Here is a 16,541-nt window from a genome sequence, read left to right as displayed (position 1 = left end):
TCAAAATCACATCACTGTAGCAAATGTTAATCACAATTATTAACCGTTAATTAACGATAATTTGAGCTAATATTGACTCAGCAAATGAAAACTAGCTAAGTTCATGATTTTTCATGCAAGAACTCGTCAGATGAGTGTCTTTTTCTTCATTTTATAAGAGAATGAAATTGTAACATTGTGTATAGTCAGATTTATTCTTGAGCATTACTATTGATGCAATTTGGTCTATTTTAAGGGAAGTGAGATGCCAGAACTTAAACAGCTTTTTGAAAATAACTCGCGTTGGTCTGAATCGATTAAAGCAGAACGTCCTGAGTACTTTGCAAAGCTAGCTCAAGGGCAAGACCCTGATTTTCTCTGGATTGGTTGCTCTGACAGTCGCGTACCTGCGGAACGTTTAACTGGGCTTTATTCGGGTGAACTGTTTGTGCATCGCAACGTCGCAAACCAGGTAATTCATACCGACTTGAATTGTCTTTCTGTGGTGCAATATGCGGTTGATGTATTGAAAGTAAAACACATCATTATCTGCGGACACTATGACTGTGGTGGTGTGAATGCAGCGATTGATAATCCACAACTAGGTTTGATCAACAACTGGTTGTTGCATGTTCGTGACTTATACCTGAAACATCGCACCTATTTAGATGCTATACCCGAACAAAATAAAGCCGACAAGCTTTGTGAAATCAATGTTGCTGAACAAGTGTATAACTTGGGTAACTCCACGGTCCTACAAAATGCGTGGGAGCGCGGTCAAGATGTAGAACTGCACGGCGTGGTGTACGGTATTGAAGATGGACGCTTAGAATATCTTGGCGTGCGTTGCAACTCACGCGAACGGGTGAATGACACCTATCAAAAAGCGATGGAAAAAATCCTAAACCCCAATCACGAGCTGTTGTGTCGCTAGAATACCAAGAGCCCACTCAATAGTGGGCTCTTTATCATACCAATCACAGTAAATAAGTGATCAGAAATAGCGGAGGGAAAAGGCTTGAAAACAAGGCGGAATTTTTCGATAAGTAGTTATTCTACAATCAAAATTCTAACGCAGTTATCGAGCATTTTAACCAGCTAGGATGAACAGTTATTTACTACAATTGGTATCATATCTTTCGCCAAGTTACTCTTGTGGCACAACTTTGCCAATAAACGGCAAATGGCGATATTTTTGTGCGTAATCGATACCGACACCCACCACAAACTCATCAGGAATTTCGAAACCAATCCATTGAACATCTACAGGTACTTCACGGCGTGAAGGCTTATCAAGCAAAGTACAAATGTGAATCGACTTAGGTTCACGCAGCGAAAGGATTTCCTTTACTTTGTTCAAAGTATTACCCGTATCGATAATATCTTCAACCAACAGTACATCTTTGCCTTTAATGTCATCATCCAGGTCTTTTAAGATGCGAACATCACGTGAGCTTTCCATTGTATTGCCATAGCTAGATGCCGTCATAAAATCGACTTGGTGAACCAAATTAATGTTACGAGCAAGGTCTGCCATAAATACAAAGGAACCACGTAGCAAGCCAACCATGACCAGATCTTCACTACCTTGATAATATTCGGTGATCTGTTTGCCTAATTCACGAATTCGTTCCTGAACAACTTCCTCAGAAATCATCACTTCAACTGTATGCTTCATACTGTTCTCTTTTTAGGTAATGCGACACGCTTACGATCACTGTTTACGTAATGATGGCATCGCGTAACTAGCTTGGTACATATAATACCATCGCTGCGCGAGATAGTTAAATGAGACTTACCTTGTTCATATCATCATTAATTTCAATTAAAACAATAAAATCATTTGTTCAATTATATTTAACAAAATTGGACAAAAAATAGGCTCATATTATTTGACCTATATGATATGCAGCAGTACACTCATGGAGCTTTCAAAGCAATTAATAAAATAATCATTAGAGCAAAAAGCTCAATACAAAACGTCAAATGGTAAGGATTAAAAATTATGGATACATCTATAGAGAAACGCCCCAGAACGCGCTTATCACCACAAAAGCGTAAACTTCAATTGATGGAAATCGCTCTTGAAGTGTTTGCAAAACGAGGTATTGGTCGTGGTGGTCATGCTGATATCGCTGAAATTGCACAAGTTTCTGTTGCAACGGTGTTTAATTACTTCCCAACTCGCGAAGATTTAGTGGATGACGTATTAACGCACGTTGTATGTCAATTTTCTAACTTCCTCGCTGATAATATCGACCTTGATCTGCACGCAAAAGAGAACTTAACCAGCATTACTACCGCCATGGTTAGCCTTGTGGTTAATGACTGCCACTGGCTAAAAGTGTGGTTTGAGTGGAGTGCTTCAACACGTGAAGAAGTTTGGCCACTGTTTGTTTCTACAAACCGCACCAATCAATTACTAGTCAAGAATATGTTTATTAAGGCTATAGAACGTGGTGAAGTATGCAACGAACATGATCCTGAAGATCTGGCGACACTTTTCCACGGTATCTGCTACTCGCTCTTTATTCAGGCCAATCGCCTACCGAATGAAGAAAGCATGCGCATGCTAGTGAAAAGCTACCTAGATATGTTATGTATCTACAAAAAAGATCACTAATGGCTTATTAATTAATAAGTAGCATAAAAAAACCGCTGACTTCAGCGGTTTTTCTTTATCTGACGATTAGGTCATTACTTTTTCTTTTTCGCTTTCGCGTTTGGAAGGTCAGTAATCGTACCTTCAAACACTTCAGCCGCAAGACCAACAGACTCGTGTAGCGTTGGGTGAGCATGAATCGTCAATGCGATATCTTCTGCATCACAACCCATCTCAATAGCAAGACCAATCTCACCCAGCAGCTCACCACCGTTAGTACCAACGATAGCACCACCAATAACGCGATGAGTCTCTTTATCAAAAATAAGCTTGGTCATACCGTCTGCACAATCAGAAGCGATTGCACGACCAGAAGCTGCCCAAGGGAATGTCGCTACTTCGTAGCTAATGCCTTCTGCTTTCGCTTCTTTTTCAGTTTTACCAACCCAAGCGACTTCTGGCTCAGTATACGCAATTGAAGGGATAACTTTAGGGTCAAAGTAGTGTTTCTTACCTGAAATAACTTCTGCCGCTACGTGACCTTCATGCACACCTTTGTGAGCCAACATTGGTTGACCAACAATATCACCGATAGCGAAGATATGAGGAACATTCGTGCGCATTTGCTTATCCACATTGATAAAGCCACGCTCATCCACTTCAATACCTGCTTTTTCAGCATCCATCAGCTTACCATTTGGTACACGGCCGATAGCAACAAGGACTGCATCATAACGCTCAGCTTCCGCTGGTGCTTTTTTGCCTTCCATTGAAACGTAGATACCATCTTCTTTCGCTTCAACAGCCGTCACTTTCGTTTCAAGCATCAGGTTAAATTTGTCTTTGATACGTTTGGTGTAAACTTTAACCATGTCTTTATCCGCCGCTGGGATAAGTTGGTCAAACATTTCAACCACATCAATCTTAGAACCAAGCGAGTGGTAAACCGTCGCCATTTCCAAACCGATAATACCACCACCCATGATCAACAGCTTTCCAGGAACTTCTTTCAGTTCAAGTGCATCAGTTGAATCCCAAATACGTGGGTCTTCATGAGGAATGAATGGTAGTTTAATTGGGCGAGAACCCGCAGCAACGATAGCGTTATCGAAGTTAACCACGGTTTTGCCGTCTTCACCTTCAACTTCGATAGCATTAGGGCCAGTAAATTTACCAAAACCGTTAACAACGGTGACTTTACGCATCTTAGCCATACCGCCAAGACCGCCTGTCAATTGGTTGATCACTTTTTCTTTCCAAAGACGAATTTTGTCGATGTCAGTTTGTGGTTCACCAAATACGATACCGTGCTCAGCAAGCGCTTTCGCTTCTTCAATAACTTTCGCTACGTGAAGTAGTGCTTTAGATGGGATACAACCCACGTTCAAACACACACCGCCAAGGGTGCTGTAACGTTCAATAAGTACTGTTTCAAGACCTAAGTCTGCACAGCGGAATGCAGCGGAGTAACCAGCAGGACCGGCACCAAGCACTACCACTTGGGCTTTGATTTCTTTGCTCATTTTGACCTCTTGTAGTCATTATCCCTAACAGGCTGAGTGGGTGTTCTATCTATTTGTTTTGTTATTAAAAACGAATTACTTAAAACGAGATATTTTTCAGACCGCAACAGTTTACAGAGATGTTAATGGTGTGAAAAGTAAATCCATTTAGCCTGTGAGCTAGACGACAATTCGATTAGGAAAAAGCATTCGTAATCCAATTGTCTTGTTATTCGTGTTAACGAGGGCGGCTTAATCGCCGCCCTATCATTAACTAAACTTGGCTTACAAAACCAGACGACGAATGTCTGATAATGCACCATTTAGGAAAGTGATGAAGCGTGCACCTTCCGCACCATCGATCACACGGTGGTCGTATGATAGAGAGAGTGGAAGTTGTAGGCGTGGTTCGAACTCTTTACCGTTCCACACTGGCTTGATCTCTGATTTAGACACACCAAGAATACCCACTTCTGGCGCATTGACGATTGGCGTAAATGCAGTACCACCAATGCCACCTAGGCTAGAGATAGTGAAACAACCGCCTTGCATATCTGCCGCTGTCAGTTTACCAGCACGTGCTTTCTTCGATACTTCAGCAAGCTCAGCTGATAGCTCGTAAATGCCTTTTTTGTTCACATCTTTGAAGACAGGAACAACGAGACCATTTGGCGTATCAACCGCAATCCCCACGTTTACGTATTTCTTCAGAATCAAGCTTTCGCCGTCGTCAGAAAGTGAAGAGTTAAATGCTGGGAACGCTTCTAGAGCTTTCGCTACAGCTTTCATGATGAATACGAGTGGCGTGATCTTCATGCCTGTATCTTTCTTCGCTTCAATCGCATTTTGCTCTTTACGGAAATTCTCAAGCTCGGTGATATCAGCGTTATCCCATTGGGTAACGTGTGGGATCATCACCCAGTTACGGTGCAGGTTAGCACCCGAGATCTTCTTGATACGAGAAAGTGGCTGAACTTCAGTTTCACCAAACTTGCTGAAATCAACTTTTGGCCAAGGTAGGAGGCCAAGTGCTGCACCATCACCTTTACCAGAAGCCGCTGCTGCCGAACCAGATTCAAGACGCTTAAGCGCTTCTTTCACATAATTTTGCACATCTTCTTTTAGGATACGGCTCTTACGACCAGAACCTTTCACCTTAGATAGATTAACGCCAAATTCACGTGCAAGACGACGAACAACTGGAGAAGCATGAGAATACTCATTGTTCTCTTCAAACTCAGCGGTTGCTACTGTCGCTGGTTTAGTCACTTCAGCTTTTGGTGCTACTGGTGTCGCTGCTTGAGCAGGAACTGCAACTGGTGCTGCACCTGCTACTTCAAAGACCATGATTAACGAGCCAGTCGATACTTTATCGCCTGTTGCAATCTTGATTTCTTTCACTACACCGGCAAACGGTGCTGGCACTTCCATTGAAGCTTTGTCGCCTTCAACCGTGATTAGAGATTGCTCTTCTTCCACGGTATCGCCAACGGCCACCATGATTTCAGTCACTTCTACTTCATCACCACCGATATCTGGAACGTTGACTTCTTTCGCTGCAGAAGCGGTAGGAGCTGCCGCCATTGGTGCAGCAACAGCAGCAGGAGCCGAAGCTACGCCTGAGCCTGCAACTTCAAATACCATGATTAGAGAGCCAGTCGTTACTTTATCGCCTGCTGCTACTTTGATCTCTTTCAGCGTACCTGCGAATGGCGCTGGCACTTCCATAGAAGCTTTGTCGCCTTCAACCGTCAATAGAGATTGTTCTTCTTCGATTGCATCGCCGATAGCGACCATGATTTCAGTGACTTCTACTTCATCACCACCAATATCTGGAACATGTACTTCTTTAAGATCGCTTGCTGATGCTGCCACAGAAGCTGCTGCAGGAGCTACTTCAACTGCTGCGGGCGCTGCTGCACCTTCTGCTTCAAAGATCATGATCAATGAACCAGTAGAGACTTTATCACCTTCAGCGATTTTGATTTCTTTAACAATACCTGCTTGAGAGGCAGGAACCTCCATAGAAGCCTTATCGCCTTCTACAGTAATAAGAGACTGTTCTTCTTCAACCTTGTCGCCAACGCTGACAAGAATTTCAGTAACTTCAACCTCATCCGCACCAATGTCAGGTACATTAATTTCGATTGCCATTATTCTTTCCTACCTTCAATTAAGCGTATAGCGGGTTTGTTTTTTCAGTATCGATGTTGAATTTCTTAATTGCTTGCGCAATGACAGATTTCTCAACTTCGCCACGTTTCGCTAGTTCAGTTAACGCTGCGACCACAACATAACCTGCGTTTACTTCGAAATGACGACGTAAGTTTTCGCGGCTGTCTGAACGACCAAAACCATCCGTACCAAGCACTTTGAAAGACTCAGCAGGGATAAACGCACGCACTTGCTCGGCGTAGTTTTTCATGTAATCCGTTGCTGCGATTGCAGGTTCGCTGCCCATTACTGTTTGAATATAAGGAACTTGTGCCTGCGCTTCAGGGTGAAGCATGTTGTAACGCTCACAAGCTTGGCCATCACGAGTCACTTCATTGAATGACGTTACCGAGTAAACATCAGAAGCAATACCGTACTCATCACTTAAGATTTGAGCCGCTTTACGCACTTCGTTCATGATAGTACCAGAGCTCATTAGCTGAACTTTACCTTTCGAACCAGTGTAAGTTTCTAGCTTGTAAATACCCTTACGAATGCCTTCTTCAGCGCCTTCTGGCATTGCTGGCATTGCGTAGTTTTCGTTCATCAGAGTTAGGTAGTAGAACACGTTCTCTTGATCACCATACATACGACGGATACCGTCTTGCATGATTACCGCCACTTCATAAGCGAAGGTTGGATCGTAAGAAATACAGTTAGGAACCGTACCCGCCATGATGTGCGAGTGGCCATCTTCGTGCTGTAGACCTTCACCGTTAAGCGTTGTACGACCAGCTGTTGCACCCAGTAAGAAACCACGAGCTTGTTGATCGCCCGCCATCCACGCCATATCACCTACACGTTGGAAACCAAACATGGAGTAATAGATGTAGAACGGAATCATTGGCAGGTTGTTAGTACTGTATGATGTTGCAGCCGCAACCCATGAAGACATAGCACCTAGCTCATTGATACCTTCTTGTAGTACCTGACCTGATGTTGCTTCTTTATAGTAAGAAACGATATCGCGATCTTGAGGGGTGTAGTTCTGACCGTGTGGATTGTAAATACCGATTTGACGGAATAGACCTTCCATACCAAATGTACGCGCTTCATCGGCAATGATTGGCACAATGTTTTTACCAATGTTTTTATCTTTAAGCAGAACATTCAATGCACGAACAAATGCCATTGTTGTTGAAATATCACGCTTCTGCTCTTCAAGTAGTGGCTTGAATTCATCAACTTGTGGAATCACTAATTCTTCTGTGAATTTAGGCAAACGCTGTGGCGTGTAACCTTTTAGTGCTTTACGACGAGCGTGTAGATATTCGTGCTCTTTAGAGCCTTCTTCCAGCGTTAAGTATGGCAGTTCTTTTACCGCTTCGTCAGTTAGCAGATCTTGTAGGCCTAGACGGTCACGTAAATGAAGTACGTGAGTCATGTCCATCTTCTTAACTTGGTGTGCGATATTCTTACCTTCTGCCGCTTCACCCATGCCGTAACCTTTTACTGTTTTCGCTAGGATAACAGTAGGACGACCATTGGTTTCTTGTGCATTTTTAAATGCCGCGTACAGTTTAGATGAATCATGACCACCACGCTTAAGCGCGAAGATCTCATCATCAGTCATGTCTGCAACAAGTGCTGCGGTTTCTGGGTATTTACCAAAGAAGTGCTCACGTACATACGCTCCATCTTTAGATTTGAATGTTTGGTAGTCACCATCGATAGTTTCATTCATTAGTTGAAGAAGCTTACCAGATGTGTCTTTTGCCAGTAGTGAATCCCAATTACCACCCCAGATAACTTTAACCACATTCCAACCAGCGCCTTTAAATAGGCCTTCTAGTTCTTGGATGATGCTACCGTTACCCATAACAGGGCCATCTAGACGCTGTAGGTTACAGTTGACTAGGAAACATAGATTATCGAGTTTTTCACGAGCGGCAAACGAGATTGCACCGCGTGATTCTGGCTCGTCCATTTCACCATCACCTAGGAACGCGTAAACACGTTGCTCTTTGGTATCTTTCATACCACGGCCATCTAGGTATTTAAGGAAGCGAGCTTGGTAAATAGCAGAGATAGGACCCAGCCCCATAGATACGGTCGGGAATTGCCAGAATTCAGGCATCAATTTAGGGTGAGGATATGAAGGGATACCCTTGCCATCCACTTCTTGACGGAAGTTGTCTAGTTGTTCAGCAGTTAAACGGCCTTCAACAAAAGCACGTGCATAGATCCCAGGAGAGATGTGACCTTGGTAATAAACCAAGTCGCCACCATCTTTTTCGTTAGGAGCACGGAAGAAGTGGTTAAAACATGTTTCGTAGAACGCAGCAGAAGACTGGAATGACGCCATGTGGCCGCCAAGCTCAAGGTCTTTTTTCGATGCACGTAGAACGATCATGATCGCGTTCCAACGGATGATTGAGCGAATACGACGCTCAAGCGTTGTGTCACCTGGGTAAGCTGGCTCTTGTGCTGCAGGAATCGTGTTGATGTAGTTGGTAGTAATACCAGTTGGCATATCAACACCGTCTAGACGTGCTTTGTCTAAAACTTGCTCTAGTAAAAACTGAGCACGCTCTACACCCTCTTCACGTACAACTGACTCAAGGGCTGCTAGCCATTCCTGAGTTTCCAGTGCATCTACGTCATGCTTCATGTCAGACATGGAGATCTATCCTTCTGTTGGTTGGATCTATAAACAAGCAATGAGTCGCTAATTTACGACTCATTACCTTGTTGAATTCGACGTAAAGAACGCTCACGGCGAGACTCTTCTTTGGTCAAATCCAACAGTGTTTCTTCGATATAAGCTAAGTGAGAATGTGACATTTCACGCGCCTTTTCCGGCTGACCAGAAACAATCGCATCCACGATATTAGCTCGGTGTTTACTTACTTTCTCCACCACTTCATGGCGGCGGTGTAATAGCTTTAAATTCTGTAGAACATTTTGCTCAAGCAATGGAGCAAGGCTACGGACAATATGCAAAAGCACCACATTGTGTGCAGCTTCAGTGAGAGCGACTAAAAACTCAACCACCGCGGACGCTTCTGCTTCAATCTCTTTCTTTGCTTGTTGCTCACCAATTCTAGCTAAGCAGGATTGAATTCGAGCAAAATCTTCCTCAGTACCACGCAAAGCTGCAAAATAGGCAGAAATACCCTCCATCGCGTGTCGCGATTCAAGTAAATCGAGCTGAGTTTCTGAGTGGCTAGACAATAAATTTAGCAGAGGATCAGAAAAACTTTTCCAGATATTCTCGCTAACAAACGTTCCACCACCTTGACGCCGAGTTAATAGGCGCTTGGCTTCTAAACGTTGAATAGCTTCTCGGATAGAGGGACGCGACACTTCGAACTGTTTTGCCAGTTCTCGCTCTGGTGGCAATTGTTGCCCCGGAGAGAGTGTTCCTTCCACTATCAACCTTTCCAACTCCTGTTCGATAACATCGGAGAGTTTTGGCTGACGAATCCTTTGATAAGCCATAATTTATTATTCTTCTACTCTTTGCAGTCAATTGGTAATACCAATTTCAAGTTGGTGCAGAAATTAACATAATTAAAATGCAGATGTCCAGCCAAAACTTGACCTAAATCATAGAACGGGTCACATTTAAACACACCGATAACATTAATAAGTTAAAACAGAAAAGATAATGGTCAGACCAATTACATAATCAATACAGATGGGGAATGAACGGGCTACTATACCCAATCACACGATAAATAAATTAGGTTAAGGGTCGTTGATTCATTACAGATCGTTGCTCAAGAGCAAAAAGCTTGAGAAAGGCAGCATAAAGAAAATAAAAAAGCTGAATATAATCAATCACTACTGATGCCACTGTGATGCGGCATCAGTAGTCGACATTACTTCGCTTCTAGATGATCAATCATCAATTGCAGCGATTGATTACCACGAAATTCATTGATATCGAGCTTATAAGCAAGCCGAACGGTTTTCACAGATGCATCTGGCCAACGTCTTAAATCAACATTGAACGCAATACCATCGATCATAATATTGGTCGGATGACCTTTGAATAACGGTTCAAGCATTAATTTTAAATGCTTTTCTCCGACCAACTTTTGATGCAAGAGTTTAAATTCGCCATCAAAGAGGGGTTCAGGAAACGCTTGTCCCCACGGCCCACCAGCACGCAGCATTTCAGCGGTATGCATAGAAAATTCTTCGGGCTTTAATTCACCGTCAGACAAAATCACACCTTTTAATGCCGCCTCATCTAACCCTTCTCGCACCACCTGATCAAACAAACTCGCAAAGCGTTCAAAATCTTTTTCGGCAATGGTTAAACCTGCCGCCATTGCGTGACCACCAAATTTGGCAATTAAACCGGGGTGTTGCGTATCAATCCGATCCAAAGCATCGCGCATGTGTAAGCCGACCACAGAGCGACATGACCCCTTGATATTTCCATCGCCACCATCCGCAAACGCAATCACAGGTCGGTGATATTTATCTTTGATGCGCGAAGCTAAAATACCAATCACACCTTGGTGCCAATCTCGTTGAAACAGTACTAACCCATGCGGTAATTGTGTATTTTCGCCAAGCTGTAAGCGTTCACAAAAAGCCAACGCTTCTTGTTTCATGCCTTCTTCGATTTCTTTGCGCGTTTGATTTAAGCCATCAAGCTCATTCGCCATCCGGCGTGCCGCGTGAATGTTATTACTCATCAATAACTCGACACCGAAAGACATATCATCCAAACGACCAGCAGCGTTTATCCTTGGGCCTAAAGCAAAACCAAAGTCAGAGGCAACCAAACGTCGCGCATCACGCTTGGCCACTTCGATCAAAGCTTGGATCCCCGGCCTTGCGTGCCCAGCACGAATACGCTGTAAACCTTGATGCACGAGAATACGGTTATTTTCATCAAGCGGTACCACGTCAGCAACGGTGCCAAGCGCGACGAGATCGATCAACTCCATCAATTTTGGCTCTGCCATTCCTTGTTCATTAAACCAGCCCGATTTACGCATGTGAACACACAATGCCATCATCAAATAAAACGCAACACCAACCCCCGCCAAAGCTTTCGATGGAAATGCACAGCTTTGTAAGTTGGGGTTAACCATTGCATCGACTTCCGGCAAGACATGCCCAGGCAAGTGATGATCCGTCACTAATACGGTTAACCCTTGTTGTTTGGCATAGCGCACACCTTCGATTGATGAAACACCATTATCTACTGTCATGATCACCTGCGCGCCCAACTCAATCGCTTGATCAACCACTTCAGGGCTTAAGCCATATCCATCTTCAAAACGGTTAGGTACTAGGTAATCCACATTATGACTACCAAGCATGCGCAGTGCTAAAACCGAAAGCGCCGAACTGGTTGCCCCATCAGCGTCGAAATCCCCAACGACAATAATGCGCTGTTGTTGCTGAATTGCGTTAAACAGCAATTTAACCGCTTCTTCAATGCCCCCTAATTTCTGGTAAGAATGTAAGGCTTTGGCAGCTTTATCCAGTTGCTCGACACTGGTAATACCGCGACTGATATAAATGCGTTTCAGCAAGGAAGGGAGAGTATCGGGAAGTTGTGAAAGATCTGGTTCAGGTCTGCGTTTTATCTCAATCATAAATCAGCAGGCTTGAGTAAACTCAAGCCTGACTCCTAAGTTATTAAAGCTGTTGAAGGCGTTGCAATAGTTGAGCTGGCGGCAAATAGCCTCCGACCATTTCACCATTCGGTAAGAATATCGCTGGTGTACCGCTGATACCCAATTCACGTCCAAGCTGATAATGCTGCGCGATCGTCTGCTTCGCCTGATCGATATTTTCACCGGCTTGAGGTGCGCCACGATTCATTTTCGCTTCATTCATCGCTGCCATTTTATCATCGGCACTCCAAATGACGGCCATTTGTTCGGCAACTTGACCAGTCGTGCCTTGGCGAGGGAAAGCCATGTAACGCACAGTAATACCAAGCTCGTTATAGCCTGCCATTTGGCTGTGCAAACGTGTGCAGTAGCCACAAGTAATGTCAGTAAATACTGTAACAATGTATTTTTCATCTGCCGCTTTGTACTCGATCATGCTGTTTTTGAAAGTTTCAATTTTAGCCGCGTTCAGCGGTGCTTGACGCTTTGCCAATACATCGACATAACCACCATTTTCATCTAATTGATACAATGTTCCAGCAATAAAATGACGGCCATCAGGCGAAGCAAATAAAATGCCGCCCAAAGTTTGTACTTCAACTAAACCTTCGACATCAGAGGCTTTAACATCAACCACTTGCAAACCTAGTTTTGAAAAACGTTGTTCAAAAACGCCTTTATCAATAGATTGAACTTGCTTGATTTGTGCCGTTTGTGGGGCTGTGGTGGTTTCTTCAGCGTTACACGCTGCAACGAAAAATGGCAATGTAAGTAGAGTCAATTGGCGTAATACGCTCATGTAAGTTCACCTTTATTCAAGCCCTTGGATGGTGCTCGCTATGCAATTGTTTGAGTCGCTCTGTGGCGACGTGAGTATAAATTTGCGTGGTTGATAAGTCACTATGTCCAAGCAGCATTTGCACAACCCGTAGATCTGCTCCGTAATTAAGCAAATGAGTGGCAAAAGCGTGCCTTAATACGTGCGGCGAGAGTTTTTCAACGTCAATTTCCGCGATCACTGCATAATGTTTAATCCGATGCCAAAATGTTTGGCGAGTCATCTGCCGTGCGCGTTTGCTCGGAAAAACGATATCGGATGTCTGCTCCCCTAATAATGCAGACCGCCCTTGGTGGAGAAAAGTTTCAATCCAATCCACCGCATTTTCTCCCATTGGAACCAAACGCTCTTTTCCGCCTTTACCAATCACTCGCACGACACCTTGGCGCAAACTGATGTTTTCCATGGTGAGTGACACTAATTCAGTGACACGCAGCCCGGTGGCATACAATAGTTCAAGCATGGCTCTGTCGCGCAATTCGAGCGGATTGTTGGTATCTGGCGCATTAAGCAGCGCATCCACTTGCTGCTCTGACAAATCTTTTGGTAAACGCTGCGGCAGCTTAGGGCTGACCAACAAAGCACTCGGATCATCGGCGCGAATTTTCTCTCGGTGCAGGTATTGAAACAAACGACGAATCGCCGAGAGCATACGCGCCCGTGAAGTTTGCTTGTAGTCTTGATCAGCAAGCCACGCTTGATACTGTTGTAACCCAGACAAACTAATAAAATCGAGGCGATAGTTATCGTGCTGCATCCACTGCAATAGTTTCGTCAGATCATTGCGATACGAAGAGAGCGTATTTTCTGATAAACCGCGTTCCATCCACATCGCATCTAAAAATTGTTCGACAATTCCTTGGTCAGGAGAAAAATGCTCTGCCACATCAAACCTCAGTAGTAAAAATAACCTTGCTCAGGTTAAGTGAGCCACGAGTTTAATACCATAAAAAAACAGGGTTAGCAGGATAATCGCTGCAAAGCGCGTCAATTTATGGTTAGAATTCACCATTCTGACTTTAAACGAACAAAAAATTATGAAGATCGGTCTGTTTTATGGCTCAACCACTTGTTATACCGAAATGGCAGCAGAAAAGATCCGCGCCATCATCGGTGAAGATTTAGTCGACATTCACAATGTGAAAGAGACACCACTTTCTTTGATGAGCGACTATGATCTTTTAATACTCGGTATTTCAACCTGGGACTTTGGCGAAATCCAAGAAGATTGGAGCGCAATATGGGATCAAATCGATGGTGTGTCACTAAACGGCAAGTACGTCGCATTGTTCGGCTTAGGCGATCAAGAAGGTTATGGCGAATGGTACCTCGATGCGATGGGGATGCTACATGATGAGCTAAAACAAGTTGGTGCCCAATTTATTGGCTATTGGCCAAACCAAGGCTACCAATTTGAAGCATCGAAAGCACTGACTGAAGATGGATCCCATTTTGTCGGTTTAGCGTTGGATGAAGATTCGCAATACGAGTTCAGTGATGAACGCATTCAAACCTGGGTTGAGCAAATTTTAGTTGAGTTCCACGACAAGATTTAATCTTGCTTGATCTGCGCCCTAAATCGACGCCAGTCAAAGACTAAACCGGGGTCGGTTTTGCGCAGCGGTGCAATATACTGGTGCCCGGTAATACGCTCAGTGGTGATCTTCGGATAATGCATCATTAACGCCTTGCTTAAATCCGTAAGCGCTTGATACTGTGCCTGGGTGTAGGCAACAAAATCACTCCCTTCCAATTCAATACCTATCGAGTAGTCATTGCATTTTGCTCTGCCAGCGAAGCTTGACTGCCCAGCATGCCAAGCTCTGGCATTAAATGGCACAAATTGTATCACCTGCCCATTTCGACAAATCAGACAATGCGCCGAAACACCCATGGTATGAATCGTCTTAAAAAAAGGGTGGGCATTGGGATCCAATCGACCAGTAAAAAACTGCTCAATATAGGGGCCACCAAACTTTCCGGGCGGTAAACTGATGTTATGTAGCACCAGCAATGAAATATCGTCCTCATCACTACGCTCATCAAAAAAAGGCGAGACAACACGGCGTGCATGTTGGTACCAACCGTCAACAATCGCTGTGTTTTGCGTGACTTCGCTACTTGAGATAGTTAAGTTATACGCCATATTCAAAAGCTCTCTATTGGGTATAGTGATGATTTTCCGTATCGCTATTAGAAATTAGCGATTAATGGCTGAATTTGCTGTTGAGTCAGCGTATCATTCCCACTTCTGTTCAACACAATATTAGATTTGCGATGAAAAATACACATAATAGCCAACAACGCCTTGATTATCTAAAACAACAGCTTCCTCTTGAAATTACTCGTGCCGTGGCCGAGACACTTAAAGAAGATCTTGGTGGTACTCTTGATGCCACATCTGATATCACCGCAAGTCTAATTCCCGCAGACGCTCACAACGTTGCCACCATTATCACTCGTGAACAGGGTGTATTTTGTGGCCAAGCATGGGCTGATGAAGTCTTTAAACAGCTCGGTGGTGAAGTCACTATTGACTGGCATGTACAAGACGGTGACAGCGTAGAGCCTAATCAAACATTATGTACCCTTTCCGGCCCAGCTCGCGCACTATTAACCGGTGAACGTAATGCGATGAACTTTATTCAAACCTTGTCTGGCTGCGCCACAACAACTGCGCAATACGCCAAACAGCTTGCAGGTACTGATTGCCGCTTGCTTGATACCCGTAAAACCATTCCTGGCTTACGCAGCGCACTGAAATATGCCGTCGCGTGTGGCGGTGGTTTTAACCATCGTATTGGGGTATTCGATGCCTATCTCATCAAAGAAAACCACATTATTGCATGCGGTGGCATTACACAGGCGATCAGCACGGCGAAAAAGCTAAACCCTGGAAAACCAGTAGAAGTTGAAACAGAGAACTTGGAAGAGTTGGTCGAAGCGATTGAAGCCGGCGCCGATATTATCATGCTAGATAACTTCAGCACCGATATGATGCGTGAAGCGGTGAAAATTAATGCTGGTCGTGCAGCACTTGAAAACTCTGGCAATGTAACGCTTGATACTATTCGTGAATACGCACAAACCGGTGTTGATTACATTTCAGTGGGCGCTTTGACTAAGCACTTAAAGGCGATGGATTTATCCATGCGTTTCAAATAGATCAATCCACATCTACTTACTACATTTTTTGACTAAGGAAGCTAAATCAGCTTCCTTTTTAATGATACTCATATCAAAAAAGCTTCGTTTTTAACTGAGTCGTATTTTTTCATGTTCTGTATGCAATACGATAAATAAAAACTCTAAATCACTCGCGCAGTCCTATTTTACGCATTTCTTCTACTCAACAAGATTCTTATGCTCAGTCATCGGAATGTATTCAACTGGAGAAGGTAATGAACACCAATAGCAACAGAAAACAAAACGGATTTACCTTGATTGAATTGATGATTGTAGTGGCCATTATTGGTGTGCTGTCTACGATAGCGGTGCCTGCGTATAAAAATCATGTCAAAAAATCTGAAGCCTCAGTCGCTTTAAGTACGCTAAGGGCATTATTAACCAATATTGATATAGAAGCTCAAGAAACAGGATCTTTTCCTTCAAATTTGACCAATATTGGCGCATCAAGTGCCATGAATACTCTTGGTACACTTGAATTTCCCTCCGGCGTATCTTCTGCAATTCAGTTTAAGTTTGGTAGCCAATCGACGATGCAAAATAAAATTGTTCGCTTTACTAAAGGTTCATCAGGTTGGAGCTGCCAACACGATACAGCACAAACATTAAAGAGCTGTGTGGCAGGCACGTTCTAG

General features: G+C 43.8%; 14 protein-coding genes. 5 read left to right on the top strand and 9 right to left on the bottom strand.

Going from position 1 to position 16,541, the window contains the following annotated elements:
• Window positions 1-244 precede the first annotated feature (244 nt).
• On the top strand, window positions 245-913 hold the full coding sequence (gene can / locus AACW06_RS01290; RefSeq protein ID WP_053311320.1) for a carbonate dehydratase: 669 nt from the start codon (window positions 245-247) through the stop codon (window positions 911-913).
• 213 nt (window positions 914-1,126) lie between these two features.
• On the opposite strand, the gene hpt is transcribed toward can, so the two are convergent.
• Window positions 1,127-1,657, bottom strand: coding sequence for a hypoxanthine phosphoribosyltransferase (hpt, locus tag AACW06_RS01285; RefSeq protein WP_192073668.1), 531 nt, complete (start codon window positions 1,655-1,657; stop codon window positions 1,127-1,129).
• Window positions 1,658-1,984: 327 nt separating this feature from the next.
• Here hpt and AACW06_RS01280 point away from each other — a divergent pair, with 327 nt between their 5' ends.
• Window positions 1,985-2,602: a LuxR/HapR/OpaR family quorum-sensing transcriptional regulator gene (locus AACW06_RS01280; RefSeq protein ID WP_192073667.1), complete on the top strand. Its 618-nt coding sequence runs from the start codon at window positions 1,985-1,987 to the stop codon at window positions 2,600-2,602.
• A gap of 74 nt (window positions 2,603-2,676) precedes the next feature.
• Here the strand turns inward: AACW06_RS01280 and lpdA are convergent, their stop codons facing one another.
• From lpdA to xerD, 7 genes are all read right to left on the bottom strand, one after another.
• Window positions 2,677-4,104: a dihydrolipoyl dehydrogenase gene (lpdA, locus tag AACW06_RS01275; protein ID WP_168523296.1), complete on the bottom strand. Its 1,428-nt coding sequence runs from the start codon at window positions 4,102-4,104 to the stop codon at window positions 2,677-2,679.
• A 264-nt stretch (window positions 4,105-4,368) separates the two neighbouring features.
• Window positions 4,369-6,237, bottom strand: coding sequence for a pyruvate dehydrogenase complex dihydrolipoyllysine-residue acetyltransferase (aceF, locus tag AACW06_RS01270; protein WP_192073666.1), 1,869 nt, complete (start codon window positions 6,235-6,237; stop codon window positions 4,369-4,371).
• Window positions 6,238-6,256: 19 nt separating this feature from the next.
• Window positions 6,257-8,917, bottom strand: a complete 2,661-nt coding sequence (aceE, locus tag AACW06_RS01265) for a pyruvate dehydrogenase (acetyl-transferring), homodimeric type (protein ID WP_192073665.1) — start codon at window positions 8,915-8,917, stop codon at window positions 6,257-6,259.
• A gap of 53 nt (window positions 8,918-8,970) precedes the next feature.
• Window positions 8,971-9,738 (bottom strand): pyruvate dehydrogenase complex transcriptional repressor PdhR, encoded by a 768-nt coding sequence (gene pdhR / locus AACW06_RS01260; RefSeq protein ID WP_053311326.1) that lies wholly within the window; start codon window positions 9,736-9,738, stop codon window positions 8,971-8,973.
• Between the two features lie 383 nt (window positions 9,739-10,121).
• On the bottom strand, window positions 10,122-11,861 hold the full coding sequence (gene recJ / locus AACW06_RS01255; protein WP_192073664.1) for a single-stranded-DNA-specific exonuclease RecJ: 1,740 nt from the start codon (window positions 11,859-11,861) through the stop codon (window positions 10,122-10,124).
• A 43-nt stretch (window positions 11,862-11,904) separates the two neighbouring features.
• On the bottom strand, window positions 11,905-12,681 hold the full coding sequence (gene dsbC / locus AACW06_RS01250) for a bifunctional protein-disulfide isomerase/oxidoreductase DsbC (protein ID WP_192073663.1): 777 nt from the start codon (window positions 12,679-12,681) through the stop codon (window positions 11,905-11,907).
• Window positions 12,682-12,697: 16 nt separating this feature from the next.
• Window positions 12,698-13,606 carry a site-specific tyrosine recombinase XerD gene (gene xerD, locus AACW06_RS01245; protein ID WP_053311329.1) on the bottom strand — a complete coding sequence of 303 codons (909 nt, stop codon included), beginning with the start codon at window positions 13,604-13,606 and terminating at the stop codon, window positions 12,698-12,700.
• A 151-nt stretch (window positions 13,607-13,757) separates the two neighbouring features.
• On the opposite strand from xerD, the gene fldB reads away from it, so the two are divergent.
• Window positions 13,758-14,276, top strand: a complete 519-nt coding sequence (gene fldB / locus AACW06_RS01240) for a flavodoxin FldB (RefSeq protein ID WP_176245380.1) — start codon at window positions 13,758-13,760, stop codon at window positions 14,274-14,276.
• Here fldB and ampD read toward each other — a convergent pair.
• Window positions 14,273-14,866 (bottom strand): 1,6-anhydro-N-acetylmuramyl-L-alanine amidase AmpD, encoded by a 594-nt coding sequence (gene ampD, locus AACW06_RS01235; RefSeq protein WP_192073662.1) that lies wholly within the window; start codon window positions 14,864-14,866, stop codon window positions 14,273-14,275. The two genes, fldB and ampD, sit on opposite strands and share 4 nt — an antisense overlap.
• Window positions 14,867-14,997: 131 nt before the next feature.
• Between ampD and nadC the strand changes: the two genes are divergently transcribed.
• Together nadC and AACW06_RS01225 are read left to right on the top strand one after the other, a co-directional pair.
• The gene (gene nadC, locus AACW06_RS01230) at window positions 14,998-15,885 is read left to right on the top strand and encodes a carboxylating nicotinate-nucleotide diphosphorylase (protein WP_192073661.1); all 888 of its coding nucleotides are present in this window, start codon (window positions 14,998-15,000) and stop codon (window positions 15,883-15,885) included.
• A gap of 236 nt (window positions 15,886-16,121) precedes the next feature.
• Window positions 16,122-16,541, top strand: coding sequence for a type IV pilin protein (locus AACW06_RS01225; protein ID WP_192073660.1), 420 nt, complete (start codon window positions 16,122-16,124; stop codon window positions 16,539-16,541).

This window comes from Vibrio sp. S12_S33, from assembly GCF_963889785.1.
Taxonomy (GTDB): domain Bacteria; phylum Pseudomonadota; class Gammaproteobacteria; order Enterobacterales; family Vibrionaceae; genus Vibrio; species Vibrio aestuarianus.
The sequence above is the reverse complement of the archived record's forward strand: the minus strand, read 5'-3'. Positions and strand labels throughout refer to the sequence as shown.